We start from the raw sequence: 26,311 nt of genomic DNA, 5'->3' as shown, positions 1-26,311 counted from the left end.
GCCCCAGCCTCATCTAGGAGTACCCCCCATGAACGCATCGCACGGTATCGACACCGCGCTGCAGCAGCCGCCACTGCCCGAGCCCCTGTGGCGCGGAGCTCCCCCGGCGCCGCCGACCGCGGTCGCGGTGATCGAATCCCTCGCCACCGGCTCACCGTCGCGCGCCTTCGATCAGGCCGCGTCGGCCGAGCGGGTGGCCTCCCGGTTCGACGATCCGGCCCAGGCCGAACGCATCCGCCGGGTGTACGCGAAGACGATGATCGATACCCGGCACCTGGCGATCGACCCGCTGGACGAGGATTTCGCCGCCTTCAGCGCCCGGCCGGACACCGTCCGCGAGCGGATGGACCTGTTCGCCGAGCACGCCGCTCCGCTCGCGATCGACACCGCCCGGCGTGCGCTCGGCACCGTCGACCCCGCCGATGTCGGGCAGCTCGTCTTCGTCACCAGCACCGGCTTCCTCGCACCCGGGGTCGACGTGGCGGTGGTGCGCGCCCTGGGCCTTCCCGCCTCGACGAGCCGGGTGGTGGTCAACTTCATGGGGTGCGCGGCGGCGATGAACGCCCTGCGGGTGGCGAACGATTACGTGCGCGCGCACCCGGATCGCAAGTCGCTCATGGTGTGCCTGGAACTGAGTTCGGTGAACGCGGTGTTCGCGGGTGACCCGAACGATGTGGTGATCTCCAGCCTGTTCGCCGACGGCTGCGGTGCCGCCGTGATCGGCGCCAGCGAGGTGGGGCACCCGCTGCCCGCCGGGAGCATCGTGGTCCGGGACACCTTCGCGCACCTGCTCGACGACGCCGAGGACGGGATCGTCCTGGGCGTGAACGCGAACGGCATCACGTGCGAGCTGGCGCAGTCGCTGCCCCGGTACATCATCGACGGTGTGGCACCGGTGGTCGACGGGGTCCTGCAACGCAATGGACTCGACCGGGATGCGATCGCGCACTGGGCCATCCACCCGGGCGGGCCGAAGATCATCGAGTCGGCGAGCGCCGCGCTGGGGCTGCCGCGGGCCGCCTCGGAGACCAGTTGGGCGGTGCTCGCCGAGCACGGGAACATGCTCAGCGTGTCGCTGCTGTTCGTCCTCGAACGGCTGCTCGCCGCCCGCACCGCGGGTGCCGAACCGCAGACGGGGATCGCGTTCTCGTTCGCCCCGGGGGTCACGGTCGAGGGCTTCCTGTTCGACGTCATCGGCGGGGAGTGAGGACCGCACCGTGAAGCTCCTGAGATTCCTGTTCTCCATCTCCCCCGCGGCGATCGCCGCGGCGGTGGTGGCGGGCCTGATCGCCGGCGGCGCGAACGCCTATCTGCTCACGCTGATCAACGGCCTGGTCGCTCCCGGGCCGATGCCCACGGTCACGGTGTCCGAGTTCATCGTGACCGCCGCGGTGGTGGTCACGGCGGGCGTCGCCTCGCAGTTGGTGCTGCTGCACCTGGCGCAGGCGGCGGTGTACCGGCTGCGGGTGCAGCTGTCGAAGCGGGTACTCGCGGCGCCGCTGGAGCACATCGAGCGGCTGGGCGATCACCGGCTGCTGGCCACTCTCACCGAGGACGTGCGCTCGCTGTCGATGGCGGTCTCCGGTATCCCGGGCCTGTGCATCGATCTGGCCACCATCATCGGCGCGCTCACCTATCTGGCGACGGTCTCCGGCACGCTGTTCGCGGTGTCGGTGGCGGGCACGCTGATCGGCATCGCCTGTGTGGAGACGGTGCTGCGCAAGGTGCGTGAGCACTACCGCCGGGCCCGCGAGCTCGACGATGCGCTGATCGGCTCGTTCCACGAGGTGACCCGCGGCATCAAGGAGCTCAAGCTGCACCGCGGCCGGCGCGCCGATTTCCTGGACCGCCGGCTGGTGGGCACCGCGACCGGCCTGCGGCAGCGGCACGTAGCGGCGGGCACTCGGTTCGCGGGCGGGCAGGCACTGGGCCAGGTGCTGCAGCTCGGCACCATGGTGGTGATCCTGTTCGTGCTGGCCCGGGCGCTGGAACTGCCGCGGGAGACGATGATCGGCTACGTCCTGGTGACCACGTTCCTGTCGATGCCGATGCAGAGCCTCATGCACCGCATCCCGGACCTGGTGCGTGGTGATGTGGCGCTGGCGAAGATCCGGGCCATGGACCTGTCGCTGGAGACCCCGCGCGATGAATCCGCACTGCCCTACGACGATCGGCCGCTCGCCGCGGACGCCACCGTCGAGCTGCGCGGGGTGGGCTACGAGTACCTGCCGGAGCCGCTGCCGGGGCCGCCCGGCGTTCGGCCGCCGCATCCCCCGGGCGGGCCCGGAACAGCGATGCAGGGCGGGCCCGGAACAGCGATGCAGGGCGCGCCCGGCGCGGCGATGCCGGGCGGCGCACCGTCGCACCCGGGCCCGGGGATGCCTCCTGGGCCTCCGCTCGATGGGCACGGCTTCCGGCTCGGCCCGGTCGACTTGGCGCTGCGCCCGGGTGAGGTGACCTTCCTGGTCGGCGGGAACGGCAGCGGGAAGTCGACGCTGGCGAAGGTGATCGCGGGCCTGTATCCGCCGCGCACCGGGATGCTGCTCGTGGGAGGCGAGCCGATCGGTCCGCACAACACCGAGTGGTTCCGCCAGCACACGGCGGCGGTGTTCTCCGATTTCCACCTGTTCGACGACTACCTCGGGCTCGCTGCCGACGATCTGGACGATCGGGTGCGCGCGCTGCTGCACGAGCTGGAGTTGGGGCACGCGGTCACCGTTGCCGACGGGCGGCTGTCGACGGTCGCCCTGTCCACGGGGCAGCGCAAGCGCCTGGCGCTGCTCACCGCGTTGCTGGAGGACCGGCCGGTGTACCTGTTCGACGAGTGGGCCGCGGATCAGGACCCGCGGTTCCGTGCGGTCTTCTACGATCGGATCATCCCCGATCTGCGTGCCCGCGGGAAGACGGTGATCGTGATCACCCACGACGACCGGTACTTCGACAGGGCCGATCAGCTCGTGAAACTGGACTACGGCCAGGTGGTCACCGCGGAGCGGACGGGGAACCTGCGCGGAGTAACATGATGCGCGTACTGCTTAACGACGAAGGGTTGAAACTGCCATGGCCGATACCGCCCGCACGTCCGTCGCCGGCCTCGATGTCGCGACGGTCCTCTACGACTTCATCAACAACGAGGCCCTTCCGGGGACGGGTGTAGACCAGGCCGCCTTCTGGACCGGCGCGGCGCAGCTCATCGGCGATCTCGCGCCGAAGAACAAGGCCCTGCTCGCCAAGCGCGACGAGCTGCAGGCGAAGATCGACGACTTCCACGCCGCCAACCCCGGCGAGGTCGACTTCCCGGTGTACAAGCAGTTCCTCACCGACATCGGCTACCTGGTGCCGGTGCCCGAGGATCGCGAGATCACCACGGAGAACGTGGACAGCGAGATCACCTCGACCGCCGGCCCGCAGCTGGTGGTGCCGATCCTCAACGCGCGCTTCGCGATCAACGCCGCGAACGCCCGCTGGGGTTCGCTGTACGACGCGCTGTACGGCACCGACGCCATCTCGGAGGCCGACGGCGCCGAGAAGGGCTCGAGCTACAACAAGGTCCGCGGCGACAAGGTGATCGCCTTCGCCAAGGACTTCCTGGACAAGGCCGTGCCGCTCGAGGCCGGTTCGCACGCCGCCGTCTCGGCGTACCGGATCGAGGGCGGCCAGCTCGTCGCCGACGTCAAGGGCGCGTCCGGTTCCAGCGAGGACGCCACCTACTGCCTGGCCGATCCGTCGGCCCTGGTCGGCTACGCGGGCGACATCACGGCACCGTCGGGCATCCTGCTGCGCCACAACGGCCTGCACCTGGAGATCCAGATCGATCCGGCCTCGCCGATCGGCTCGACCGACCGCGCCGGCGTCAAGGACGTGCTGGTCGAGTCGGCCGTCACCACGATCATGGACTTCGAGGACTCGGTCGCGGCCGTCGACGCCGACGACAAGGTGGTCGGCTACCGCAACTGGCTGGGCCTGAACAAGGGCGATCTCGCCGAAGAGGTCAGCAAGGGCGGCAAGACCTTCACCCGCACCCTGAACCCGGACCGCACCTACACCGCGGTGGACGGTTCGCCGCTCACCCTGCACGGCCGCTCGCTGCTGTTCGTGCGCAACGTGGGCCACCTGATGACCACCGACGCGATCCTGCTGAACGGTGAGGAGATCGGCGAGGGCATCCTCGACGGCATCGTCACCTCGCTGATCGCGATCCACGGCCTGTCGGGCGAGATCAAGAACTCGCGCACCGGCTCGATCTACATCGTCAAGCCGAAGATGCACGGCCCCGAGGAGGTGGCCTTCGCCGCCGAGATCTTCGAGCGCGTCGAGCAGGTCCTCGGCCTGCCCGCCCGCACCCTCAAGATGGGCATCATGGACGAGGAGCGCCGCACCTCGGTGAACCTCAAGGCCGCGATCGCCGCCGCGAACGACCGCGTGGTGTTCATCAACACCGGCTTCCTCGATCGCACCGGCGACGAGATCCACACCTCGATGGTGGCCGGACCGTTCGTCCGCAAGGCCGATATCAAGGGCCAGACCTGGTACCCCGCGTACGAGGACTCCAACGTGGACGTGGGCCTGCACGCGGGCCTGCAGCACAAGGCGCAGATCGGTAAGGGCATGTGGGCCATGCCCGATCTGATGGCCGCGATGCTGGAGCAGAAGATCGCCCAGCCCAAGGCCGGCGCCACCACCGCGTGGGTGCCCTCGCCCACCGCCGCGACCCTGCACGCCCTGCACTACCACCTGGTGGACGTCTTCGAGGTGCAGAACGAGATCGCCAAGCGCAATCCGGCGTCGGTCGACGACATCCTCACCATCCCGCTGGCGACCTTCGCCGATTGGTCGGCGGAGGAGAAGCGTGAGGAGCTGGACAACAACAGCCAGTCGATCCTCGGCTACGTGGTCCGCTGGATCGATGCGGGTGTCGGTTGCTCCAAGGTGCCCGACATCCACGATGTGGCCCTCATGGAGGATCGCGCCACGCTGCGCATCAGCTCGCAGCTGCTGGCGAACTGGCTGCGGCACGGCATCGTCACCGAGGACGAGATCGTCGAGTCGCTCAAGCGGATGGCGCCGGTGGTCGACCAGCAGAACGCGGGCGACCCGTCGTACCGTCCGTTGGCGCCCGATTTCGACACCAACATCGCCTTCCAGGCCGCGAAGGACCTGGTGCTGTTGGGTGGCGCGCAGCCGAACGGTTACACCGAGCCGATCCTGCACGCGCGCCGTCGCGAGTTCAAGGCCGCGAACAGCTGACCGAGGAACGTGAGACCGGGCCGGTCGCGATCGAGAACGATCGTGACCGGCCCGGTGCGTTCACGGTGTTCCTGGACGGGACGCCGCAGAGCTACGTGGATCTCGACGATCCGACCAACCTGGTATTCGAGTACGTCCGCCGGATCGGCCACGTCGCCGATCTGGTGCGCCCCGTGGGGGATCCGATCACCGCGGTGCACCTGGGCGGGGGCGGCTTCACGCTGCCGCGGTACATCGCGGCGACCCGGCCCGGGTCGCGGCAGCAGGTGATCGAGTCGGACCGGGCGCTGATCGACGCGGTCCGGGCGGCGATGCCGCTGCCGAAGCGGGAGCAGATCAAGGTGCGCTGCGCGGACGCGGCGGAGGCGGGCGCGCTGCTGCCCGGCGGGCTGCACGGCAACGTCGATCTGCTGATCCTGGACGTCTTCGCCGGGGCCCGGACCCCGGGCGCGCTCACCACCGGCGAGTTCTTCACCTCGCTCGTGCCCCTGCTCGCACCCGGCGCGGCCGTCGCGCTCAACATCGGCGACGGTCCACCGCTCGCCTTCGCCCGCTCGGTGACGGCCACCGTCGCCGATGTCTTCGGCGATGTCGTGGTGGCCGCGGAACCCGCCATCCTCAAGGGCCGGCGGTTCGGGAACCTGGTCCTGGTGGCGGGAACGGTGCCCGACGGACTCCCCCGCCGCCTGGCCGGCGACCCCTTCCCGGGAACCCTGCTGGACGGTGCGGAAATCGCTCGCTTCATCGGCGGCGCGAAGCCCATCACCAGGGACAACGCACAGGACTCACCTCCCCCACCGCGCGGCGTCTTCGGGTAGGTTGCTCTCGATGGGAACGCATAGGTCGGGTACGGGTTCTCGCGGGCTCGCGCGGTGGGTCGTCGCGGCGATCGCGGCGGTCCTCGTGGTGATCGCGGTGGCCGCGGCGATGGTCTGGTTGCTGGGCCGCTCCGAGCAGGAGGGCCGCGACGCCGCCGCCACGTGTGTGGAGGGCGAGCTCTCCCTGAAGGTGGCCGCCGCGCCCGCATTGGTGGAATCGCTGCGTCGGGTGGCCGAGGGATTCAACTCCTCCGGCACGGTGTCGAACGACTACTGCCCGAAGGTGGAGATCACCGGCGTCGACTCTCCCGTGGCGCTATCAGCACTGTCCGGCACGTGGGATGCGAAGCTCGGTCCGGCACCGGCGCTGTGGATCCCGGAGAGCGCCACCTGGACGGCGCGGCTCGCTGCCGCCAAGCCGTCCGAGGTGTCGGGTCAGCCCACCTCCATCGCCTCCTCGCCCGTGGTGCTCGCGGTGCGGGGTTCGGCGCGCCAGACCTTCGACGGTGTGCGGTGGGTCGATGTTCCGGCCCGCCAGCCCGATCTGCGGATCACGCTGCCCACCGGCGCGGGCGCCGACGGCACGTACCTCGCGGCGCAGACCGTGGGCGCCGCGGTGGCCCGCACCGGCGGTGCCGCGATCACCGAGGAGGCCGCGCGCGGTCCGCTGGTGACCGGCACCCTCAACCGCTGGGCCGCGTCCGCGCCGAAGACCGCGAACACCACCGCCGCGCTCGAGGGACTGATGGTGCCGTCGGACACGATGCGCGCGGTGCCCACCACCGAACAGCAGCTCTTCGCCTTCGCCCGCGGCCGGGGCGAGACCGCACCCGTCGCCGTGTACCCGGCGGGTCCCACCGCGTCCGCCACCTATCCCGCGGCGGTCCTCGACCGCGAGGGTGTCTCCGCGGCGCAGCGTCGCGCCGCATCCGATTTCGTCGCCTACGTCGGTAAGGCCGACAATGCGAAGCCCTTGGCGGAGGCAGGTTTCCGGGTGTCCGGACAGTCCACCCCGGCCAAGACCCCGTCGGTCTCCTTCGGCACCGTCGAGCCGCTCGCGCCCGCCGCGAACCCTGCGGTCATCGCCATCGCCGACGCCATCACCCCGAAGTGACCCGCCTCGTCGCCTCGCTCGGCTGGTCCGGGAACTGGACGGTGCGGTCCGATGCGTTCGGATCGCTGAAGTCCCGGCGAGATGATCGCGGCGATCTCGATTTCCGCTCCGGCGATGGTGACGTCGTCTTCCGAGTGGTCCGTCGCGGGCGATCGTGGTTCGTCGAGGGCAGCGACGATCGCGCCGAGTTCCACTCCGAACTCCACGCCGACGGTGTTCGCCGCGTCTGGTCCATCAAGAGTGCGTCCTTCGCCGGGACCGCGATGGAGAGGGGCACGAAGCGGTCATTCGCGCGCGTGCTGGCCCAGGCTTCCACCATCGGGCCACTGCACCTGATCGTGCCGGTCTCCCTGCGGATCACCGACGATGCCGGCACCGCGGGAGTCGTGACGTCACGGCGCACGCTCCCGATCGGATACACCGCCGAGGCGGATGAGCGGTTGCACCCATCCCACCTCGCCGCACTGACGGTGCTGATCGGCTCCGCCGGCTACTGAGCGTTCTCGCGGGATCGGCCGCGCTCGCGTAGGGCCGCGAATACCCCCGGCGAGCTCGTGAGCACGCCGATGGCGACGCCGAAGGGCACGAAGCTGAGGATCGGCGAGTCGTTCCACCCGGACCACTGGGTGAACGCGATCGCGATCGCCATGGTCACCGCGCCCGCGACCCAGCTCCATACGTCGTCGCTCCTGGTGGTGGCCGGGCGGGGACGCGAACCCGCGACCTTGAGTCCGCATTCGATCAGCACCATCGCGAGTACCGCTCCGACAGCGCATCCGGCGATGTTGAGCAGGAGATCGGTCATACCGGCACAATATGTCCTCCGCCGACTTTTGGTGCCTTTCTGCGGTCGCAGCGCGGTGTCGGCCGCAGAAAGGCACCGAAAGTCGGCTAGTAGTGCGCGTTCAGGTAGTCGATCAGGTGATGACGGGTGTCGCGGATCTGGTCGTGATAATCGTCGCCCGCGGCGGCGTGGGCATCGCGCAGGCCCTCGAGGGCTGGATCGTGCCCGCCCTCCAGGTACACGTCATCGTTCCACGTCAGGGCCCACAGGCGTTGCGACTCTTCTCTCACCCGGCAATCCACGACGGCGCGGTAGGCGGCGGCCTCGTACAGGTCGCACTCCGCCGCGAGCGGGTCGCGGTGGTAGCCGATCTCCTCGGCGGCGCGGTCGAGGATCGGTTCGAGCTCCGAGCGCGGGCTGGTCGACGATGCCATCGCCAACTCCGTCCACGCCTCCCCCGCGCCGGGTAGGTCGGCGATGACTTCGGCGGCCCGCTGTGGCACGTCGGCCGAGGGCATCGCTTGGAGGCGGTAGCTCACGATCAGGTCGTGGGCACGGGTGGTGGGGTCGGCGAAGTGGGCGTGGACGGTGTCGGTCAGCTGCGGCCCGAATCGGGCGTCGAGATTGTCGATGATGCTCTCGCGCAGTCCATCGCGCCGATGGCTCCGCATCCATTCGGGCTCGTCCTTCACAACCGTGGCGAGCTCCACCGATGGCACGAGGGCGACGAGCGCCTCGCGGTACCGGCGGGCGTCGCCGGTGCGCAGGGCGTAGTGGATGAGCTGCGTGGTGACGTCGGCGTCCGCCTCGTCCGCGGAACGGTCGTAGCCGATGTCCGCGGCGGCCCGCTCGACCGTGCCCCCGGCACTGGTCACCGCGGGGGTGGCCAGTTCCACCCAGGCCGGCCCCAGATCGCCGAGGCCCGCAACCGCTGGGGGCAGCTCGGCATCGGAGAGCAGGCCGCGTCGATACGCGGCGATCACATAGCGGCCCCGGACAACAGGATCGGCGAAGTGCTCCTCGACGTCGGCGCCGAACTGCGCGACCGGAACATCGAGTCTGCGGATTGGTACGGATGTCAGGGCCGGCGCGGACAATTCGGCAGTCTCGTCGTCTCGACGGTGGCGGATCGCGGAGACCATGTCGGGAAGGAAGACCATCGGCATAATGGCAACGCCGACAGTGATGCCCTCGACGAACCGCGACCGGTCGGGCCACAGGGCAAACACGAGGAGCGGAGCCAACACAGCCCAGAGCAGCGGCGGAATGTAGTCGAGGACCCAGTCCTTGATCCGCCGTTTCCGGGTGTGTGTTCCGATCACGGCGCCGACGGGGATCGCGAGCAGGAGCATGGCGAGGGAGCCGACGATCACACCGCCGAAGTAGCTCACCTGCGGTCGTCCGAACGTGGCGTTCCAGATCGCGCGTCGTCCTCAGCGGCCATGGGCGCATCGGCGCTCTGCGCCTCGGTTTCCGCGGCGGAGCTCTGAGGACGGCCGTCGAGTCTGCACTCAGTGACGGTTTCCCGCGACGCCCCGTCACTCAATGCAGACTCGTCTCCACGGCGACGCAAGAGACTGACAACGTCCGGGAGGAACACGACGGGCGCCGCTGACACGGCGACGACGATTCCGTCCACGAATGCGGATCGATCGGGCCGGAGTACGCCGACGACCACGCCGACGATGATCCACCAACCGAGGACAGCCAGAGCTCCGCGCAGCCAATCGCGGATACGGACGCGAGGAAGTGGGCCGATCCTGCGGCTCATAGGCCTCCCGAGCGCGACTAGCACTGTCAGTCCGAGCACGGTCCCCCAGACTGCACTCATGCCGGGACCGGCGAGCCGAATCGGGTGGTGAGGAGGGCGAGGGCGGTGCGACGGAAGGCGCGGTCGACGTCGGGGTCCCACTCCTTGTCACCGCTGCGCACGAACGGGGCGACGAGCACGGGGAGAGCCTCGATCAGCGTCGGCGAGGAGAGCTGCCAGCCGCGGACCATCGTCGTGTAGTGGATCGTCCGCGAGAAGTCCACGTAGTCGCCGCTGTCGAGGGCGGCGAAGGCCCAGTAGCCCACCAGATCGGTCGCATGGTCGGGGTCCGGGGCGGCCGGAGACGACAGCGCGAATCCCGCGCGCACCGGGAAATCGCCGTCGCGGAAGTACGACCGCGCCGCGGCGGGAATCGCGTCGCGGGCGGACCGGACCTCCTCGTCGTCACGCGCGACCTGCCGCCGGTTCCGCAGGTGTGCGACCGCCAACGCGATCGCGAACAGGGCCATCGTCGAGCCGACGCTCCACGCAAGGGACGCCGAGGCGGATTCCGGCGCGCCGACGGTCGTCACCCGCAGTACCTGCACGGGGAGGATCACGGCGAACCCGACCGCGTAGCCGACGAGCATGTCATTGGTCGACGACGTGGTGCGCCGATCACCACGGTATCGCCAGGCCTGGACACCGACCACGACCAGCAACAGCCCGATCACCGCGAGATTCGCCAAGACCTCGGCGTTCTCCTCCACCCACTGCCCCATGGCTCGCAGTTTACGTCAGCGAACCATGGGTCAACGACTGGTTACTCAGCGAAGGCCTCGATCGGCGGGCAGGAGCAGACCAAGTTTCGGTCGCCGTACACACCGTCGATCCGCCGGACGGACGGCCACACCTTGGCGCGCGCACCGCCGGACGGCAGGCCCGCGGGGTACACGGCGATCTCGCGCGAGTAGGGGTGGTTCCACTCGCTCACCAGGCACTCGGCGGTGTGCGGGGCACCGCGCAGCGGGTTGTCCTCCACCGGCCACTCCCCCGAGGCGACCCGCGAGATCTCCGCGCGGATGGCGATCATCGCGTCGCAGAACTCGTCGATCTCACCGAGCGACTCGCTCTCCGTGGGCTCCACCATGAGCGTGCCCGCCACCGGGAAGCTCATCGTGGGCGCGTGGAAGCCGTAGTCGGCCAACCGCTTCGCGACGTCGTCGATGGACACGCCGGTGTCCTTCGAGATGCCGCGCACGTCGAGGATGCACTCGTGCGCGACGCGGCCGTTCTCGCCCGTGTACAGCACCGGGAACGAATCGTTCAGGCGCGCAGCGATGTAGTTCGCCGAGGCGATCGCGGTCAGCGTCGCCTTCCGCAGGCCGGAAGCACCCATCATCCGGATGTACGCCCACGTGATCGGGAGGATCGACGCGCTGCCGAACGGCGCGGCCGAGATCGTCGGACCGTTTCCGAGGGAGGGCTCCAGCGGGTGCCCGGGCAGGAAGGGCGCGAGGTGGCTGCGCACGCCGATCGGGCCGACGCCCGGGCCGCCACCACCGTGCGGGATGCAGAAGGTCTTGTGCAGGTTCAGGTGCGAGACGTCGCCGCCGAACTTGCCGGGCCGCGCGAGGCCGACCAGGGCGTTCATGTTCGCGCCGTCCACGTACACCTGACCGCCGGCCTCGTGCACCGCGCCGCAGATCTCGCGCACCTCGTGCTCGTACACGCCGTGCGTGGACGGGTAGGTGATCATGATCGCCGCCAGCTCGTCGGCGTGCTTGGCGATCTTCTCCTTGAGATCCGCGGTGTCCACATCGCCCGACTCGCGCGAGGCCACCACGACCACCTTCAGGCCCGCCATCACGGCCGAGGCCGCGTTGGTGCCGTGCGCGGACGACGGGATCAGGCAGACGGTGCGGTGCGCATCGCCGCGCGAGAGGTGGTAGTTGCGGATCGCGAGGAGGCCCGCGTACTCGCCCTGCGAGCCGGCGTTCGGCTGCAGCGAGACGTTGTCGTAGCCGGTGATCGCCACCAGCCACTCCTCCAACTGGGCGATCAGCGCGCGGATGCCCTCGCTGTCGGCGGCGGGCGCGAACGGGTGCAGCCGCGAGAACTCGGCCCAGGTGATCGATTCCATCTCGGCGGTCGCGTTGAGCTTCATGGTGCACGAGCCCAGCGGGATCATCGAACGGTCGAGCGCGATGTCCTTATCGGCCAGCTTGCGCAGGTAGCGCAGCACCGCCGTCTCGGTGCGGTAGTTGTGGAAGGCCGGGTGCGTGAGGAACTCCGAGCTGCGGTTCTCGATGTCCGACGGTGCCGCGTCCACCGGCTGCGCGTCGAAGGCCTTGAGCACCGCGGCGACGTCGGCCTCGGTGGTGGTCTCGTCGGCGGCCACCGAGACGTGGTCGTCGTCGACGCGCCACAGGTTGTACCCGGCGGCCTTGGCGGCGGCGATCACGTCGTCGGCGCGGCCGGGCACCTGCACGAGCACGGTGTCGAAGAAGTCGGCGTGCACCACGGCGTCGCCGAGGCCCGCAGCGAGCGCCGACGCGCGGGCATGCACACGCAGCGCGATCGCTCGCAGGCCCTCGGGGCCGTGGTAGCTGGCGTACATCGCGGCCAGCACGGCCAGGAGCACCTGCGCGGTGCAGATGTTGCTGGTGGCCTTCTCGCGGCGGATGTGCTGCTCGCGGGTCTGCAGGGCGAGTCGGTAGGCGAGGCTGCCGTCGGCGTCCACGGAGACGCCCACGAGGCGGCCGGGGATCTGCCGGGCGTGCTTCTCGTGCACCGCGAGGTAGCCGGCGTGCGGACCGCCGAAGCCGAGCGGCACGCCGAAGCGCTGGGTGGTGCCGAAGCAGGCGTCGGCGCCCTGCTCGCCGGGAGGCGTCAGCAGGGTCATGGCCAGCAGGTCGGCGCCGACGGCGACCAGTGCGCCGCGCTCATGCGCGGCGTCGATCACGGTCTGCACGTCGGGGATGCGGCCCGAGGCACCGGGAGTCTGCAGGATGACGCCGAAGAACTCGCCCTCGGGCAGGCCGTCCGCGATCACGTCGGTGACCACGACCTCGATGCCCAGCGGCTCTGCGCGGGTCTCGATCACGGCGAGGGTCTGCGGGAAGACGTCCCGGTCCACCACGAGTCGCGGGCTCTTGGACTTGCCGGCGCGGCGCAGCAGGGTCATGGCCTCGGCGGCGGCGGTGGCCTCGTCGAGCATGGAGCTGTTGGCGATCTCCATGCCGGTGAGGTCGGAGACCATGGTCTGGAAGTTGAGCAGCGCCTCGAGGCGGCCCTGGCTGATCTCGGGCTGGTACGGCGTGTACGCGGTGTACCAGGCCGGGTTCTCGATGATGTTGCGCAGCAGTACCGGCGGGGTCAGCGTGTCGTAGTAGCCGAGGCCGATCATGGTGCGGTCCACGGTGTTGCGGTCGGCGAGCGCACGCAGCTCGGCGAGGGCCTCGTGCTCGTCGATCGGTGCGGGCAGTGCGCCCAGGCCGTTGTCGTCGGCGGGGTCGAGGATCGCCGACGGGACCGCGGCGCGGGCCAGGTCGTCGAGGCTGTCGACGCCGATCACGCGCAGGATCTGCTCCAGCTCACCGGCGTCGGGGCCGATGTGGCGAGCGGGGAAGTTGCTTGCGGAAGTGCTGTCGGACACTGGGGAACCTCCGGGCCGTGACGTGCCGGGCGCGAGGGACGACCGGCGCTGCCCTCCCCCTCAGTCGCCGGCGGCTCCAGAGGCGCCCAACCCGCATGGTCCTGGTGCCTGAGAGATTGACGGAGAGGTGTTGCTCCTTCGGCGCCCGGGGCCCGTGCTCGACGGTGCCCGCTGGGCTCTCCCACGCGGTGTTGCGACGCCCGACGATTCTAACTCAATCCAGCAGGACATCCGTACGGTGACTCGGCCCGCCCGCGGAGGGCAGCAGCTCCAGCACCACATCGGCCGCGCGGTCCAGCCCACCGAGCTCGGCCAGTTCCGCCGCGAGCTCCCGCGCACGGCCCGTGAGTTGCAGGGCGGCGTCGCAGGCCGCCCCCAGCGACACCGCGTCCAGCTCCTCCGGCAATGGCACCGCGATCCCCGCCGAGGCCAGCATCTCGGCGTTCTGGAACTGGTCCGCCGCCTGCGGCGCGGTGATCACCGGTGTGCCGGTGAGCATCGCCTCGGTGCTGCCACCCATGCCCGCGTGGGTGAGGAAGACGTCCGTCTCGCCCAGCACCGTGACCTGATCGATCCACGGGTGCACCTCCACGTTGGGCGGCAGCGCACCGTCGGAGGCGGTCACCGTCGACGGGTCGGTGCGCCCGCCCACCTGCAGGATCACCCGCCAGTCCGGGCGGGCGACGGCGAAGTCGCAGGCGGCGCGGTAGGTGTCGGGCTGGTCGGTGAAGGCCGACCCGAAGGACACCAGCAGGGTGGCCGGGCGGTCCTGGGCCGACGGTGCCGCCTCCGGAAGGCGGCGCGCGGGTCCGGTGAAGGTGTAGATCGAGCGGTCCACGCGGTCGGCGTTGGGCTGCATGGACGGCGCGATGAGCACGAGCGACCGTTCCGGCGTGCCGATGAACTCCAGCGAGTCCGTCTCGATGCCGTACCGGGCGAGCAGTGCGTCCTGTCGGGCCAGCATCGCGATGCCCCGAGGGTCGGTGCGGAGCATGGTGTGGAAGTCGGCCATATCGTCGGCGTAGCCCTCCCAGGCCACGTACGTCGGCGAAACCTGGAGCGCGGGAACGCCCCAGGCCCGGGCGAGGACCAGGCTCATGGCGCCGGCGATGTCGTAGAGGATCAGATCGGGACGGTCGTCCTCGTACAGGGCGAACCACTGCGGCAGCTGGTTCTCGTACTCGTCGGCGAACACGGAGAGTTGGTCGATCACGTCGCCGGCGAAACCGTCCTCGGCGTCCGCCGTGGCCGCCTCGCCGAGCTTCGGGATCACCGAGGTGTAGGGCTTGAGTTCGGCGCCGGTGGCCTCGATGGCGTCCCGCATCGACGGGTCGTTCGCGTAGGTCACGCGGTGCCCGCGGCGCACCAGTTCGGCGAGCAGATCGAGCGCCGGAAGCACGTGCCCGGGGGCGGGGATGGAGAACATCGCGATGTGAGCCACGGCGATGAACCTAGGCGGCGCACGATGGGCGCCGCAATGCGATTTAGCCGGTGGCGCGGGAGCGGTTGCGGCGGCGCGAGGCGAGCTCGTCCTCGGGGGCCGCGTCGGCGGCGGCACCGTCGGCCCGCTCGCCCGGGAAGTCGGCGATGGTGCCGGTGAGCTCGCGCATCGCGCCGGAGACGGCGATGCCGAAGACGCCCTGGCCGTGCTGCAGCAGGTCGACGACCTCTTCGGCGCTGGTGCACTCGTAGACGGTGGTGCCGTCGGAGAACAGGGTGATGCGGGCCAGGTCCTCCACACCGCGCTGGCGCAGGTGGTCGACGGCGACGCGGATGTTCTGCAGCGAGATGCCGGTGTCCAGCAGCCGCTTGACGATCTTCAGGACGAGAACGTCCTTGAACGAGTACAGGCGCTGGGTGCCCGAGCCGCCGGCGCTGCGGATCGACGGGACGACGAGCGAGGTGCGGGCCCAGTAATCGAGCTGGCGGTAGGTGATGCCGGCGATCTGGCAGGCGCTGGGGCCGCGGTATCCGAGCAGCTCATCGGGGATGGTGTCGTTCGGGAACAGGCCCGGCGCGATGTCGTCGAGCGAGCCCTGTGTACCCACGAGCGTGCTCGCCTGCGGGTTATCGCCCTGCCCGGTGCCAACCTGATCGGTCACTGCCGTCTCCCTCGTAGGTCCCGTGCGCACTCCTCAGAGTACGCCTCCCGCGTTCCGGCCGTCGGTGTAATTCCCTCGGTGCCATTCGCGGTGTCCGGCGTGAACGCTAGGGGGCCGAAGCGTCCGAATCAACGCGACACACCCATAACCTCAAGTTGAACTTTAGGTCGAGACCGAATCGTGATCTTCGAGCGAGCGAGTGCGCGAACCGACGTTCAGGACTCGCCGGGGGCCTTGAAGTCGTCGGCCGAGATGGAGTCCAGGAACTCCTTGAACTTCTCCACCTCTTCTTCGGCGGGCGCTTCTTCACCGGATTCGGTTGTCTCCGAGTCGATCTCATCATCCGGGAGGATCAGCCCGGCCTCGGCCAGCACCTCTTCCTCGGCGAAGATCGGCACCGCGAGCCGCACCGCGATCGCGACCGAGTCCGACGGCCGGGCGGAGACGGTCTCGTCACCGTCGAGCACCAGATCGGCGTAGAAGGTGCCCTCCTGCAGCCCGGTGATGCGCACCTCGGTGAGCGAGCGCCCGAGGGTCTCCAGCAGGTCGCCGATCAGGTCGTGCGTCAGCGGGCGGCTGGGCTCCACGCCCTGCAGCTTGATGGCGATGGCCGTGGCCTCGCCCTGCCCGATCCAGATGGGCAGATACCGGGGGCCGCCCACCTCGCGGAGCAGCAGCACCGGATCGTCCTGCGGCGGGTCCATGCGGATGCCCGCGACCGTCATCTCGATCATGGCTTCACCTTACCGGCGGCCGAATTGGGTTGCACCGACTACCGAACGGCGTCTTTGACAGCGGACTTGACCAACTGGGTGTGGAAGGTCACGGACAGCGCCGCGAGCTCGCGGATCAGCTCCGCCGCCCGCTCCGCGGCACCGGCGTCGCCGCCGCGGGCCACGGGGTTCGCGATCTGTGCGATCAGACCCGCCTCACGGTCGGCGGAGGTCTTGAAGGCCCGCAGGTGCCGGGCCTCGAGCCCGTACTCGGCGAGCGCCTTGGCCGCGCGGACCAATTCGACCGCGTCCTCGTCGAAGAAGCCCGCCTTGCCGGAGGTCAGCAGCGCCGAGCGCTCCAGCTCCCGCAGGAAGGCCTCGTCGGCGCCGGACCGGCCCAGCAGATCGGCGCGGCTGATCCGGGTCTGGCGGCGCGCGGAGAAATCGGTGGCCGGGGCCGTCTTCGACGACACCGCCGTCAGCGTGCGCGGGGCACGTGGGGCCGGGCCCTCGACGCTCTCGCCGCGATCGTGCGCGTCCAGCTGCTCCTTGATGATCTTGAGCGGCAGGTAGTAATCACGCTGAGCGGTGAGCACGTAGCGCAGCCGCTCGCAGTCCTTCGGCGAGAAGCGCCGGTAGCCCGACGGGGACCGGTCGGGCGTGACCAGCCCCTCCGACTCGAGGAATCGGATCTTGGAGATGGTCACGTCCGGAAACTCCGCGCGGAGCTGCTCCAGCACCGCCCCGATCGACATTGCGCTCGGGGCGGTGGATTCCTGACGTGGGGCCGTCACCGGGTTCAGCCCGCGGTGGGTACGAAGAACACCAGGCGGAACTTGCCGATCTGCACCTCGTCGCCGTGGGCGAGCGGCGACGCGTCGATCGGCTCACGGTTGACGTAGGTGCCGTTCAGGCTGCCCACGTCCACCACGGTGAAACCACCCTCGACCGCGCGGAACTCGGCGTGCCGGCGGGAGACGGTGACATCGTCGAGGAAGATGTCGCTGTCGGGATGACGACCGGCCGAGGTGGCCTCCTGATCGAGCAGGAAGCGAGAGCCCGCGTTCGGTCCGCGCTTCACCACGAGCAGCGCCGCGCCGGCCGGGAGGTTCTCCAGGCCCGTGACCGGAGCCTCGCTCTCGGATCCGCCGGAGGCGTCCATCTCGCGGATGATGTCGGCACGGAACACCGAGGTGGTCTCCACGGGGGCCTCGTCGAAGCCCTTGTCGTTCTCGCTCACATCGCTCCTTCGTCAGTTCCTACTGCACAGGTGTTCAAGTTTGCGGTACCTCGGGATGTTGTTGTCCACGGTACCGCGACCGGCGCCTCAGGGGCGGCCGATCGTCGGGGCTCTAAAGCCGTTCTAAGGAACGGACTTCACCGCCCGCTCAGGCCTCGGCGGTCAGCGCCTTGTAGCCGTCCGCGTCGAGCAGTTCGCCCAGCGCCGATTCGAGGTCCTCGGGCGAGGCGGCCTCGATCTCGACGATCCACCCCTCGCCGTACGGATCGGAGTTGATCAGATCGGGGCTGGAGTCCAGCTCGCCGTTCACGGCCACCACGCGGCCGGCCAGCGGCGCGAAGATGTCGGAGACGCTCTTGGTCGACTCCACCTCGGCGAACGAATCGCCGGAGGTGACCTCGGCATCGTCCTCGGGGAGCTGCACGAAGACCACGTCGCCCAGCTGATCCTGCGCGTACTCGGTGATCCCGATCCGGACCACCGTGTCGCTCTTCTTCAGCAGCCACTCGTGATCGGGCGTGTACAGCAGTTCTCCGGGAAAGCTGGCGCTCACTTCAGACTTCCTTTCGCGAGGGCTGCGCCGGGCGCGCGGCGGTTTCAACTTAGTGGGCGGCACCGGGGTCGAGCAACACGCCCCGGTGTTAACCCCTGTGACCGGTGTGGTTACGTCCGCCGCGGGAGCCGCTGCACCACCAGCACCGTCTGGTACCAGTACAGCGCCAGGGTCCACCAGTACATCCCCAAGCCCCAGATCAGGAAGGCCCAGCCCAGCGGGTGCATCACCGTGCCCAGCCAGTTGTCGAAGGTGCCCGCCAACAGCATCGGCAGCGCGTACATCAGCGCCATGGTGGCGGCCTTGCCCAGGTACAGCGTGGGCAGTGCGGTGATGCCGCGGCTGCGCAGGAAGGGCACCGTGCCCGCGAGGAGAACCTCCCGGCCCACGATCAGCGCGAGCACCCACCACGGGATGATCCCGCGGATCGCCAGTGCGATGGGCACCGCGATCATGTACAGCCGGTCGGCGGCGGGATCGAGCAACTCCCCCAGCCTGGTCTGCTGATTGAGCACGCGCGCCAGCTTGCCGTCGAGCCAGTCGGTGAAGCCGGACACCATGAGGACCACCAGGGCCCAGGCGTCGTTCTTCTCGACCAGCAGCAGCCACAGGAACAGCGGCACGCCGAGCAGCCGCAACACGCTGAGCGCGTTGGGCACGTTGACGATCCGGTCCGACGGTGCCGGGTCGGAGGCCGGTGCCGCGGCGTCGTTCATGGCGCTAGATCAATCCGAACATGTTCGCCATGCCCTTGGTGGCGAACGGATTGTCGTGCACCATGTAGGTCCACGTGAGGGTATTGCGCCCGAGGTCGGAAGCGTCCAGATCGATGCCGTCGGAGGTGATCTCGGCCTCCCGAAGCGACTCGCGGGCGCGGCGCAGGGCCTCCTCGGCGAGCTTGCGGAACTCCTCGATCACCAGGCGGTGGAACTCGTCGAGCGGCGACTGCTTGCCCAGCGCGCGCAGGTGGATCGTGGTCTGCACCTCGGAGACGAAGGCGAGGTGCTCGGCCCACACCCGGTCGAGGTGGTACAGGAAGGCCTCGCGCGCAGCCTGTTCCAGGACCTCGTCGGACACGCCGGCCTCGCGCAGCTCGTCGACGCGCTCCGGTTCGAGCTCGACGAAATCGGTGAGCGGCTTGTCGGTGGTGAGCAGCGCGTGCCGCCGCGCCATCACGAGATTGCGCTGCTGGTTCACCAGATCGTTGTAGCGCCAGGTGTTCGCGTGCGTCTCCAACATCGCGCCCTCGGCCACGCGCTGCGCCGAGTCGAGCATGTCGGCCGCCTTGCCGCCGCGCGGGAACTCCCCCGTGTCCGGGTCGAAGCCGCCGGGCGACCGCTTGAGCGGGAGGTGCCGCTCGACCAGCGGGTCCTCCACCGAGGCGAAGATCACCGAGGTGCCCGGGTCGCCCTGCCGGCCGGCGCGGCCGCGCAGCTGCTGATCGAGGCGCTCGGTGTCGTGCAGGCCGGTGCCGATCACGGCGAGCCCGCCCAACTCGGCGACCTCGTCGTGTTCGGGGCTGTCGTCGCCCGCCCCGCTGCCGCCCAGCTTGATGTCGGTACCGCGACCGGCCATCTGGGTGGACACCGTGACGGCGCCCTTCTTGCCGGCCTCGGCGATGATCCGCGCCTCGTCGGCGTCGTTCTTGGCGTTGAGCACGGTGGCGACCACACCCGAGATCTTGAGCATGTGCGCCAGCTCCTCGGACTCGGCCACATCGTGCGTGCCGATGAGCACCGGCTGGCCGGTCTCGTGCAGCTCGCGGACGTACTCGACGATGCCCGCGACCTTGTTGCCCTTGTTGTCGTACACGCGCATCGGCTGGTCGACGCGCACGTTCGGGGTGTTCGGCGGGATCTGGGAGACGCCGAGATCGTAGAACTGGCGCAGCTGCTCACCGGCCGCGAGCGCGGTACCGGTCATGCCGCACACCAGGGCGTAGCGCTGCAACAGCGCCTGGACGGTGATGGTGTCGATGACCTCGCCGGAATCCGTCTGGGCGAGCCCCTCCTTCGCCTCCACCGCGGCCTGCAGGCCGTCCGGCCAGCGCTGCAGTTCCGCGACACGGCCGCGCGAGGAGTTGATGAGCTTCACCGCACCGTCGCGCACGATGTAGTGCACATCGCGTTCGACCAGCGCGTAGGCGTGCAGGGCGATGTTCACCTGCGGCAGCGTGGAGGCGACGTGGGCATCGGAGTACAGCTCGATGCCGCCCAGCTCCTCCTCCACGAGCTTCGCGCCGTCGTCGGTGAGGAAGGCCGATTTGCCGTTCTCGTCGATCTCGTAGTGCCGGCCCTGACGCAGCCGGGCGACCACCTCCATGATGGCGGCCTGCGGGACATCGCCCTTGACCGAACCGGCCAGCACGAGCGGGATCAGCGCCTCGTCGACGAGCACCGAATCGGCCTCATCGACGATCGCCACATCCGGTGTGGGCGAGATGAGATCGTCGGCGCGGGTGGCGAGCTGATCGCGCAGCACGTCGAAGCCGATCTCGTTGACCGAGCCGTACACCACGTCCTTGCCGTAGGCGGCGCGGCGCTCCTCGCGGGTCGAGGACTCGGTGACGAAGCCGACGGTCACGTCGAGCAGATCGAAGAAGGGCTTCATCCACTCGGCATCGCGCCGCGCCAGGTAGTCGTTGGGCGAGATCACGTGCACGGACCGGCCGGACAGTGCCATGCCGGCCGCGGCGATGGCACCGGCGAGGGTCTTGCCCTCACCGGTGGCCATCTCCACGACATCGCCCTCGAGCAGCCGATCGGCGCCCTGCAGCTGGACGTCGAAGGGCCGCAGCCCCAGGGTGCGCTCGGCGGCCTCGCGGGCGATCGCGATGAACTTGGCGCGATCCTCGGCCTTGGGCTTGTACACGTCCAGCGCGAGGGCGGCGTCGGCGAATTCCTCGTCGGTCAGGCCCGCCGCCCACTCGTCGAATGCGGCGGACTGCTCGATCAGCGCGACGGACCTCGATTGGTTCCGCGTGCTCTGCGCGCCGAGCACCTTCCACATCTTGTTGCTGAACTTGCCCACGTGACCTCCGCTGTCGGTTCGACCAGCTCCGAGCGTACCGGTGGGTTACAGCGCCGCGAAGTACCCCGTGGCCCAGGCGACCGCGCCGACGGCGGAGCGGTAGATATCCATGTTCACGTTGTCGATGGTGTCCTTGGCGCTGTGGTAGTTCGGGTCGTAGGTGACGCCGGCGTCACCACCCCACTTCTGGGCCTCCTCGGGCGTCTTCTTGTCGTCGGCACCGGTGTCCACACCGCCGGACGGGATGCCCTGCGCGATGAACGGGCCGTAGTCCGAGCGGCCGTCGAAGGCGCTCGACGAGACCGGCACGTTCTTGCCGGAGAAGTAGCGCTGGAAGACCTGCTCGATCACGCCCGAGCCATCGGGGCCCACGGTGCTGCCCTCGAGCTTCGAGGAGCCGTCGCCGTCGTACGCGAAGAGCACGCCGTTGGGCGAGCCGAGCATGTCGAAGTTGAGGTAGCGGGCGATCTTGGCGCGCTCGTCCTGCGGCAGATCGGCCACGTACTTCTCGGAGCCGAGCAGGCCCTCCTCCTCGGCGCCCCAGAACGCGAAGCGCACCTTGTTCTTGACATCGGCATCGGCGCCGAGCTTCACCGCGGTCTCGAGCACCGCGGCCGAGCCGGTGCCGTTGTCGTTGATGCCGGGGCCCTCGGTGACGCTGTCGAGGTGCGCGCCCACCATCTGCACGGCGTCGGCGTTGCCCTTCTTGGTCTCGGCGATCAGGTTCCAGGTGTCGGCCTTGACGGTCTTGGCGTCCACGGAGAGCTGGACCTGCGCACCGTCGACCAGACCGGCACCGTCGGCCTTGGAGACGCCGACCACCGGGATGCCGGCGCCGTCGTCGAGGCCCAGGGTGCCGCCCTTCCAATCACCGTCCTGATTGTTGACCAGGATGAGCGCGGCGGCGCCCTTGGCGAAGACCTTCTGGTACTTCTCCCCGAACTTGCAGGTGCCGCGCTCCACCACGGCGATCGATCCGGCGGTCACCTTGCTGACGTCCGCGTCACTGCAGCCCTGGTTGCCGGTGGCCACCACCTTGGCGGTGAGATCGCCGTTGGTGCCGCCGGAACCGCTGAGGGCGGCCACCTTCAGCGGCGCGTCGCCCAGGCTGGCTTCCTGCTTGGAGACGGTCCACGAGCTGGCCTGGAAGGTCTGGCGCTTGACGTCGAAGCCCGCCGTGCGCAGCGCGTTCTCGATGTACTCGACGCTCTGCTGGTAGCCGGGGCTGCCCAGCGCGCGGTTGCCGCCGTTGCGGTTGGCGATGTCCTGGAAGGCACGCAGGTGCGCCACGGCACCGTCGAGCTGGACCGTGTCCGACAGCGACCGGGCCTTGTCGGTGGCCGCCGGGTCGTCGGCGCCGCCGGGAGGGGCGGGCCGCTTCGGGGTACCGGTTTCACTGGCGGACGCACCCGCGGACGACGACGGTGCCGCCTGATCCGAGGACGAGCCGCACGCGGCGATTCCGAGACCCGCGACGGCGATCAGCGAGACCATACGGACTGATGTCGAAATGTTTAGCCTTTGCACCATGGTTGCCATTAGATACAACTGAGGCATGATCCGCCCGCCGAACACGCACATCTACGCAGTCGAAGTCGAGTGGTCGGCGCCCGAGGGCACCGCCGATTACGCGACCTATCCGCGTGCGCATCTGCTCAGTTCCGCGGCGACGCAGTCGATCGCCGCCACCGCGGACCCGCATTTCGGTGGCGATCCGGCCCTGTGGAACCCGGAACAACTCCTGGTGGCCGCCGCGGCGAACTGTCACATGCTCTCGTACCTGGCGCTGTGCGCCCGCCGCGGCGTGGTGGTCCTCGACTACGTGGACGCGGCCACCGGCACCATGACCGAGACCCCGGGCGCGGGTGGGCGATTCACCGCGATCGAGCTGCGGCCGCGGGTCACGGTGCGCGCCGGCACCGATGTGGAACTCGCCCGCGCCCTGCACCGGGACGCGGGCGAGCAGTGCTACATCGCGGCCTCGCTCAACCTGCCCGTCTCGCACGAGCCGGTGATCGTGACCGAGTAGGTCAGCCCGCGCTGCGCTCCACGTGCACCTGCACGTTCTTCATCAACGGCTGATCGCTCTGGGTGCTGAAGTCGGCGATCCCGATGAGTGCGTTCATCTCCGGCATGTACCCGGCGGCGCTACCCCGGGGCAGGTCGTAGCGCAGCGCCCGGAACTTGCGGACCGTGCGCACGCTGCCGTCGCGCGAGGTGGCGGTGATGTCCACGAAATCGCCCTCGGACAGCCCGCGCTCGGCCATATCGGCCTCGTTCAGGAAGATCAGTTCCCGCAGGTTCTTGATACCGCGGTAGCGATCGTTCGCCGAGTAGATCGTGGTGTTCCACTGATCGTGGCTGCGCATGGTCTGCAGCACCAGGGTCTTCGCGTCGGCGGGGATCACGTTCGGCAGCGGTGCCAGCGAGAAGTGCGCCTTCCCCGAGGGGGTGCGGAAGTCGCGCTGGCGGGCGGGCTGCGGGATGCGGAATCCGCCGGGCTGCTTGATCAGCTCGTTCATGCCCTCGAAGCCGGGCAGCACCTTGGCCATGACGTCGCGGATCCGGTCGTAGTCCTCGACGTACCAGGCCCACGGGGTGCGGCTGTCGGGCAGCGTGGCGGCGGCGATGCCGGCGATGATCGCGGGCTCGGACCGCAGCTCGGGCGAGGCGGGACGACGCTTGCCGGTGGAGATGTGCACCATGCTCATGGCGTCCTCCACGGTCTGGCCCTGAAGTCCGGCGGTCTGCACATCCTTCTCGGTGCGGCCGAGGCACGGCAGGATCACGGCTTTGCGGCCGTGCACGAGGTGGCTGCGGTTGAGCTTGGTGGACACCTGCACGGTGAGCTCGCACTGCCGCAGCCCCGCCGCGGTGTACGCGGTGTCGGGCGCGGCCATCACGAAGTTGCCGCCCATGCCCACGAACACCTTGACCGAGCCGTCGTGCATGCCCTCGATGGTGGTCACCGTGTCGAGACCGTGCTCGCGGGGCGAGGTGATACCGCAGACCTCGTCGAGCTTGTCGGTCCACGGCGGCGGGCGGTGGTCGATGCCGCAGGTGCGGTTGCCCTGCACGTTGCTGTGGCCGCGCACCGGCGAGGGTCCGGCGCCGGGTCGGCCGATGTTGCCGCGCAGCAGCAGCAGGTTCATGATCTCGCGGGCCGTGTCCACGCCGTGCTCGTGCTGGGTGACGCCCAGGCACCAGGAGATGATGCTGCGGTCGGCGTCGAGGTACACCTTTCCGACGGCGCGGATCTGCGCCTCCGAGAGTCCGGACTGCTCGGCGAGATCGGACCACGGAGTGCCGGTCACCAGCTCGCGGTAGGCCTCGTAATCGGCGGTGTGGTCGTCGATGAACGACCGGTCGATCGCCGTGGGATCGGTCTCGGCGGCCTCGAAGACCACCTTGGCCATGCCGCGCATGAGGGCGAGGTCGCCGCCGGGGCGCACCTGCAGGTTCATGTCGGAGACCGAGGTCGATTTGAACAGCGCCATATCGACCATCTCGTGCGGCACGATCGTCTTGGTGGCGCCGGCCTCGACCAGCGGGTTGACGTGCACCACCTGCGCGCCGCGGCGGGTGGCGTCGGCGAGGGCGGTCAGCATGCGCGGGGCGTTGGATGCCGCGTTCACGCCCATGACGAACAGGGCGTCGGCCTCCTCCCAATCCTCCAGATCGCAGGTGCCCTTGCCGGTACCGATCGACGCCTGCAGCGCGCGGCCCGAGGCCTCGTGGCACATGTTCGAGCAGTCCGGGAGGTTGTTGGTGCCGTATTCGCGGGCCAGCAGCTGGTACAGGAACGTGGCCTCGTTGCTGAGCCGGCCCGAGGTGTAGAACGACGCCTCGTCGGGGCTGGCGAGACCGCGCAACTCCTCGCCCACCAGCGCGAAGGCGGCGTCCCAGGAGATCGGCACGTACTTGTCGCTGTCGGCGTCGTAGACCATCGGCTCGGTGAGCCGGCCCTGGTCCTCGAGATCGAAATCGGTCCAGTCGGCGAGCTCGGTCACGGTGTGCGTGGCGAAGAACTCGCGGCCCACGCGCTTGGGGGTCATCTCCCAGGTGACGTGCTTGACGCCGTTCTCGCAGAAGTCCAGCGTGAGCTTCTTGTCGTCGGGCCAGGCGCACCCGGGACAGTCGTAGCCGCCGGGGTGGTTCATCACGAACATCGAGTGGGTGCCGCGGATCAGCTCGCGCTGCTTGAACAGGATGGTGCCCACGGATTTCGCGGCGCCCCAGGACGCGGCGGCGTGGTGGTACGGGCTCGACGACCAGGCACCGTCGGTGACCGGGCCGTACCCGCCCTGGCGCGGGACATCGGGCATCAGCCCCGGTACCCGGACGCGGGTCTCGTTGGGGTCGTTGTCGATCGCCATGTTTCGGCTCTCCTTCGTGCTGGGCTGGGGCTGAGGTCGGGGGCTGGGTCAGCCGATCGGGGCCGGGGACTCGACCCGGATCCGTTCGGGCCGGGTGTAGACGTTCATGGTCTCGCCGCGGAGGAAGCCCACCAGGGTGAGACCTGCCCGGTCGGCGAGTTCGACCGCGAGCGACGACGGTGCGGACACCGCGGCCAGGACGGGGATCCCGGCCATCACGGCTTTCTGGACGAGTTCGAAGCTGGCGCGGCCGGAGACCTGGAGGACGGTGCCGCGCAGGGGCAGCCGGTCGCGCAGCACGGCCCAGCCGATCACTTTGTCGACGGCGTTGTGCCGCCCCACGTCCTCGCGGAGCACCAGCAGCTCGCCGGTCGCGACGTCGAACAGTGCGGCGGCGTGCAGCCCGCCGGTCTTGTCGAAGACGGCTTGCTGCTCGCGCAGGCGGTCCGGGTACGCCGCCAGTTCCCGGGCGTCCACATCGACCGGGTCGCTCGACACGTCGTGGGACGACACCGTCTCCACGGCGTCGATGCTGGCCTTACCGCACATGCCGCAGGAACTGGTGGTGTAGAAGTTGCGGGTCACCCCGACGGCGGGCGGTGCCACACCGGGGGCGAGGGTCACATCGAGCACGTTGTACTGGTTGAGTTCGCCGCCGGTGCCGGGGCCGCCGCAGTGGATGGCCGAGGCGAACTGCTCTCCGCGACTGATCACGCCCTCGGACACCAGGAACCCCGCGGCGAGTTCCACGTCGTGCCCGGGTGTGCGCATCGTGACCGCGAGCGGGCTGCCGGACACCCGGATCTCGAGGGGCTCCTCGACCGCGAGGGTGTCCACCTTGCGGGCGGCACCGACCCCGACGGCGACTTTCGTCACCGCTCTGCGTGTCGTGATCCTGCCCATGCCCTTGACGCTACTCCGGGAGT

Annotated in this window: 22 protein-coding genes and 1 riboswitch; of the genes, 7 read left to right on the top strand and 15 right to left on the bottom strand. The window is 69.6% G+C overall.

Annotated features, from left to right (window positions below):
- Nucleotides 1-28: 28 nt before the first annotated feature.
- The 6 genes from TTY48_RS16080 to TTY48_RS16055 all read left to right on the top strand — a co-directional run bounded on the left by TTY48_RS16080 (nucleotide 29) and on the right by TTY48_RS16055 (nucleotide 7,676).
- On the top strand, nucleotides 29-1,207 hold the full coding sequence (locus TTY48_RS16080) for a type III polyketide synthase (protein WP_220658672.1): 1,179 nt from the start codon (nucleotides 29-31) through the stop codon (nucleotides 1,205-1,207).
- 10 nt (nucleotides 1,208-1,217) lie between these two features.
- Nucleotides 1,218-3,023, top strand: a complete 1,806-nt coding sequence (locus TTY48_RS16075) for an ATP-binding cassette domain-containing protein (protein WP_220658671.1) — start codon at nucleotides 1,218-1,220, stop codon at nucleotides 3,021-3,023.
- Nucleotides 3,024-3,060: 37 nt separating this feature from the next.
- On the top strand, nucleotides 3,061-5,247 hold the full coding sequence (locus TTY48_RS16070; protein WP_220658670.1) for a malate synthase G: 2,187 nt from the start codon (nucleotides 3,061-3,063) through the stop codon (nucleotides 5,245-5,247).
- 65 nt (nucleotides 5,248-5,312) lie between these two features.
- A complete protein-coding gene (locus tag TTY48_RS16065) occupies nucleotides 5,313-6,065 on the top strand; it encodes a spermidine synthase (protein WP_255585779.1) in 753 nt (250 codons plus the stop codon).
- A 10-nt stretch (nucleotides 6,066-6,075) separates the two neighbouring features.
- Entirely contained in the window at nucleotides 6,076-7,179 is a 1,104-nt protein-coding gene (locus TTY48_RS16060) for a substrate-binding domain-containing protein (protein WP_220658669.1), read from the top strand.
- A complete protein-coding gene (locus tag TTY48_RS16055) occupies nucleotides 7,176-7,676 on the top strand; it encodes a hypothetical protein (RefSeq protein WP_220658668.1) in 501 nt (166 codons plus the stop codon). The genes TTY48_RS16060 and TTY48_RS16055 overlap by 4 nt, the downstream gene beginning before the upstream one ends.
- Here the strand turns inward: TTY48_RS16055 and TTY48_RS16050 are convergent.
- From TTY48_RS16050 to TTY48_RS15990, 13 genes are all read right to left on the bottom strand, one after another.
- Nucleotides 7,670-7,984 (bottom strand): hypothetical protein, encoded by a 315-nt coding sequence (locus TTY48_RS16050; RefSeq protein ID WP_220658667.1) that lies wholly within the window; start codon nucleotides 7,982-7,984, stop codon nucleotides 7,670-7,672. The genes TTY48_RS16055 and TTY48_RS16050 overlap by 7 nt on opposite strands.
- Nucleotides 7,985-8,070: 86 nt before the next feature.
- Nucleotides 8,071-9,336: a hypothetical protein gene (locus TTY48_RS16045; protein ID WP_220658666.1), complete on the bottom strand. Its 1,266-nt coding sequence runs from the start codon at nucleotides 9,334-9,336 to the stop codon at nucleotides 8,071-8,073.
- Nucleotides 9,337-9,790: 454 nt separating this feature from the next.
- The gene (locus TTY48_RS16040) at nucleotides 9,791-10,495 is read right to left on the bottom strand and encodes a hypothetical protein (RefSeq protein ID WP_220658665.1); all 705 of its coding nucleotides are present in this window, start codon (nucleotides 10,493-10,495) and stop codon (nucleotides 9,791-9,793) included.
- 41 nt (nucleotides 10,496-10,536) lie between these two features.
- The gene (gene gcvP / locus TTY48_RS16035) at nucleotides 10,537-13,371 is read right to left on the bottom strand and encodes an aminomethyl-transferring glycine dehydrogenase (RefSeq protein ID WP_220658664.1); all 2,835 of its coding nucleotides are present in this window, start codon (nucleotides 13,369-13,371) and stop codon (nucleotides 10,537-10,539) included.
- An 86-nt stretch (nucleotides 13,372-13,457) separates the two neighbouring features.
- Nucleotides 13,458-13,565: riboswitch (glycine riboswitch) on the bottom strand.
- A 20-nt stretch (nucleotides 13,566-13,585) separates the two neighbouring features.
- Nucleotides 13,586-14,812, bottom strand: coding sequence for a macrolide family glycosyltransferase (locus TTY48_RS16030; protein ID WP_255585778.1), 1,227 nt, complete (start codon nucleotides 14,810-14,812; stop codon nucleotides 13,586-13,588).
- 43 nt (nucleotides 14,813-14,855) lie between these two features.
- The gene (locus tag TTY48_RS16025) at nucleotides 14,856-15,473 is read right to left on the bottom strand and encodes a MerR family transcriptional regulator (protein WP_220658663.1); all 618 of its coding nucleotides are present in this window, start codon (nucleotides 15,471-15,473) and stop codon (nucleotides 14,856-14,858) included.
- 215 nt (nucleotides 15,474-15,688) lie between these two features.
- Nucleotides 15,689-16,207: a bifunctional nuclease family protein gene (locus TTY48_RS16020; RefSeq protein ID WP_220658662.1), complete on the bottom strand. Its 519-nt coding sequence runs from the start codon at nucleotides 16,205-16,207 to the stop codon at nucleotides 15,689-15,691.
- A gap of 38 nt (nucleotides 16,208-16,245) precedes the next feature.
- Nucleotides 16,246-16,941 carry a MerR family transcriptional regulator gene (locus TTY48_RS16015; protein ID WP_220659583.1) on the bottom strand — a complete coding sequence of 232 codons (696 nt, stop codon included), beginning with the start codon at nucleotides 16,939-16,941 and terminating at the stop codon, nucleotides 16,246-16,248.
- A 44-nt stretch (nucleotides 16,942-16,985) separates the two neighbouring features.
- Nucleotides 16,986-17,426 carry an FHA domain-containing protein gene (locus TTY48_RS16010; RefSeq protein ID WP_220658661.1) on the bottom strand — a complete coding sequence of 147 codons (441 nt, stop codon included), beginning with the start codon at nucleotides 17,424-17,426 and terminating at the stop codon, nucleotides 16,986-16,988.
- Nucleotides 17,427-17,574: 148 nt separating this feature from the next.
- Entirely contained in the window at nucleotides 17,575-17,979 is a 405-nt protein-coding gene (gcvH, locus tag TTY48_RS16005) for a glycine cleavage system protein GcvH (RefSeq protein WP_220658660.1), read from the bottom strand.
- 110 nt (nucleotides 17,980-18,089) lie between these two features.
- Nucleotides 18,090-18,695, bottom strand: coding sequence for a CDP-alcohol phosphatidyltransferase family protein (locus TTY48_RS16000; protein ID WP_220658659.1), 606 nt, complete (start codon nucleotides 18,693-18,695; stop codon nucleotides 18,090-18,092).
- A gap of 4 nt (nucleotides 18,696-18,699) precedes the next feature.
- Nucleotides 18,700-21,009 (bottom strand): accessory Sec system translocase SecA2, encoded by a 2,310-nt coding sequence (secA2, locus tag TTY48_RS15995; protein ID WP_220658658.1) that lies wholly within the window; start codon nucleotides 21,007-21,009, stop codon nucleotides 18,700-18,702.
- A 45-nt stretch (nucleotides 21,010-21,054) separates the two neighbouring features.
- Entirely contained in the window at nucleotides 21,055-22,503 is a 1,449-nt protein-coding gene (locus TTY48_RS15990) for a M28 family peptidase (protein WP_220658657.1), read from the bottom strand.
- A gap of 61 nt (nucleotides 22,504-22,564) precedes the next feature.
- Here TTY48_RS15990 and TTY48_RS15985 point away from each other — a divergent pair, with 61 nt between their 5' ends.
- The gene (locus TTY48_RS15985) at nucleotides 22,565-23,038 is read left to right on the top strand and encodes an OsmC family protein (RefSeq protein ID WP_220658656.1); all 474 of its coding nucleotides are present in this window, start codon (nucleotides 22,565-22,567) and stop codon (nucleotides 23,036-23,038) included.
- 1 nt (nucleotide 23,039) lies between these two features.
- Here the strand turns inward: TTY48_RS15985 and TTY48_RS15980 are convergent, their stop codons facing one another.
- Together TTY48_RS15980 and fdhD are read right to left on the bottom strand one after the other, a co-directional pair.
- Nucleotides 23,040-25,385, bottom strand: coding sequence for an FdhF/YdeP family oxidoreductase (locus TTY48_RS15980; protein ID WP_220658655.1), 2,346 nt, complete (start codon nucleotides 25,383-25,385; stop codon nucleotides 23,040-23,042).
- Between the two features lie 48 nt (nucleotides 25,386-25,433).
- Nucleotides 25,434-26,288 carry a formate dehydrogenase accessory sulfurtransferase FdhD gene (fdhD, locus tag TTY48_RS15975; RefSeq protein ID WP_220658654.1) on the bottom strand — a complete coding sequence of 285 codons (855 nt, stop codon included), beginning with the start codon at nucleotides 26,286-26,288 and terminating at the stop codon, nucleotides 25,434-25,436.
- Nucleotides 26,289-26,311: the final 23 nt, after the last annotated feature.

Source organism: Tsukamurella sp. TY48 (genome assembly GCF_019656655.1).
GTDB lineage: Bacteria > Actinomycetota > Actinomycetes > Mycobacteriales > Mycobacteriaceae > Tsukamurella > Tsukamurella strandjordii.
This window is presented reverse-complemented; position numbering and strand designations above follow the sequence as displayed.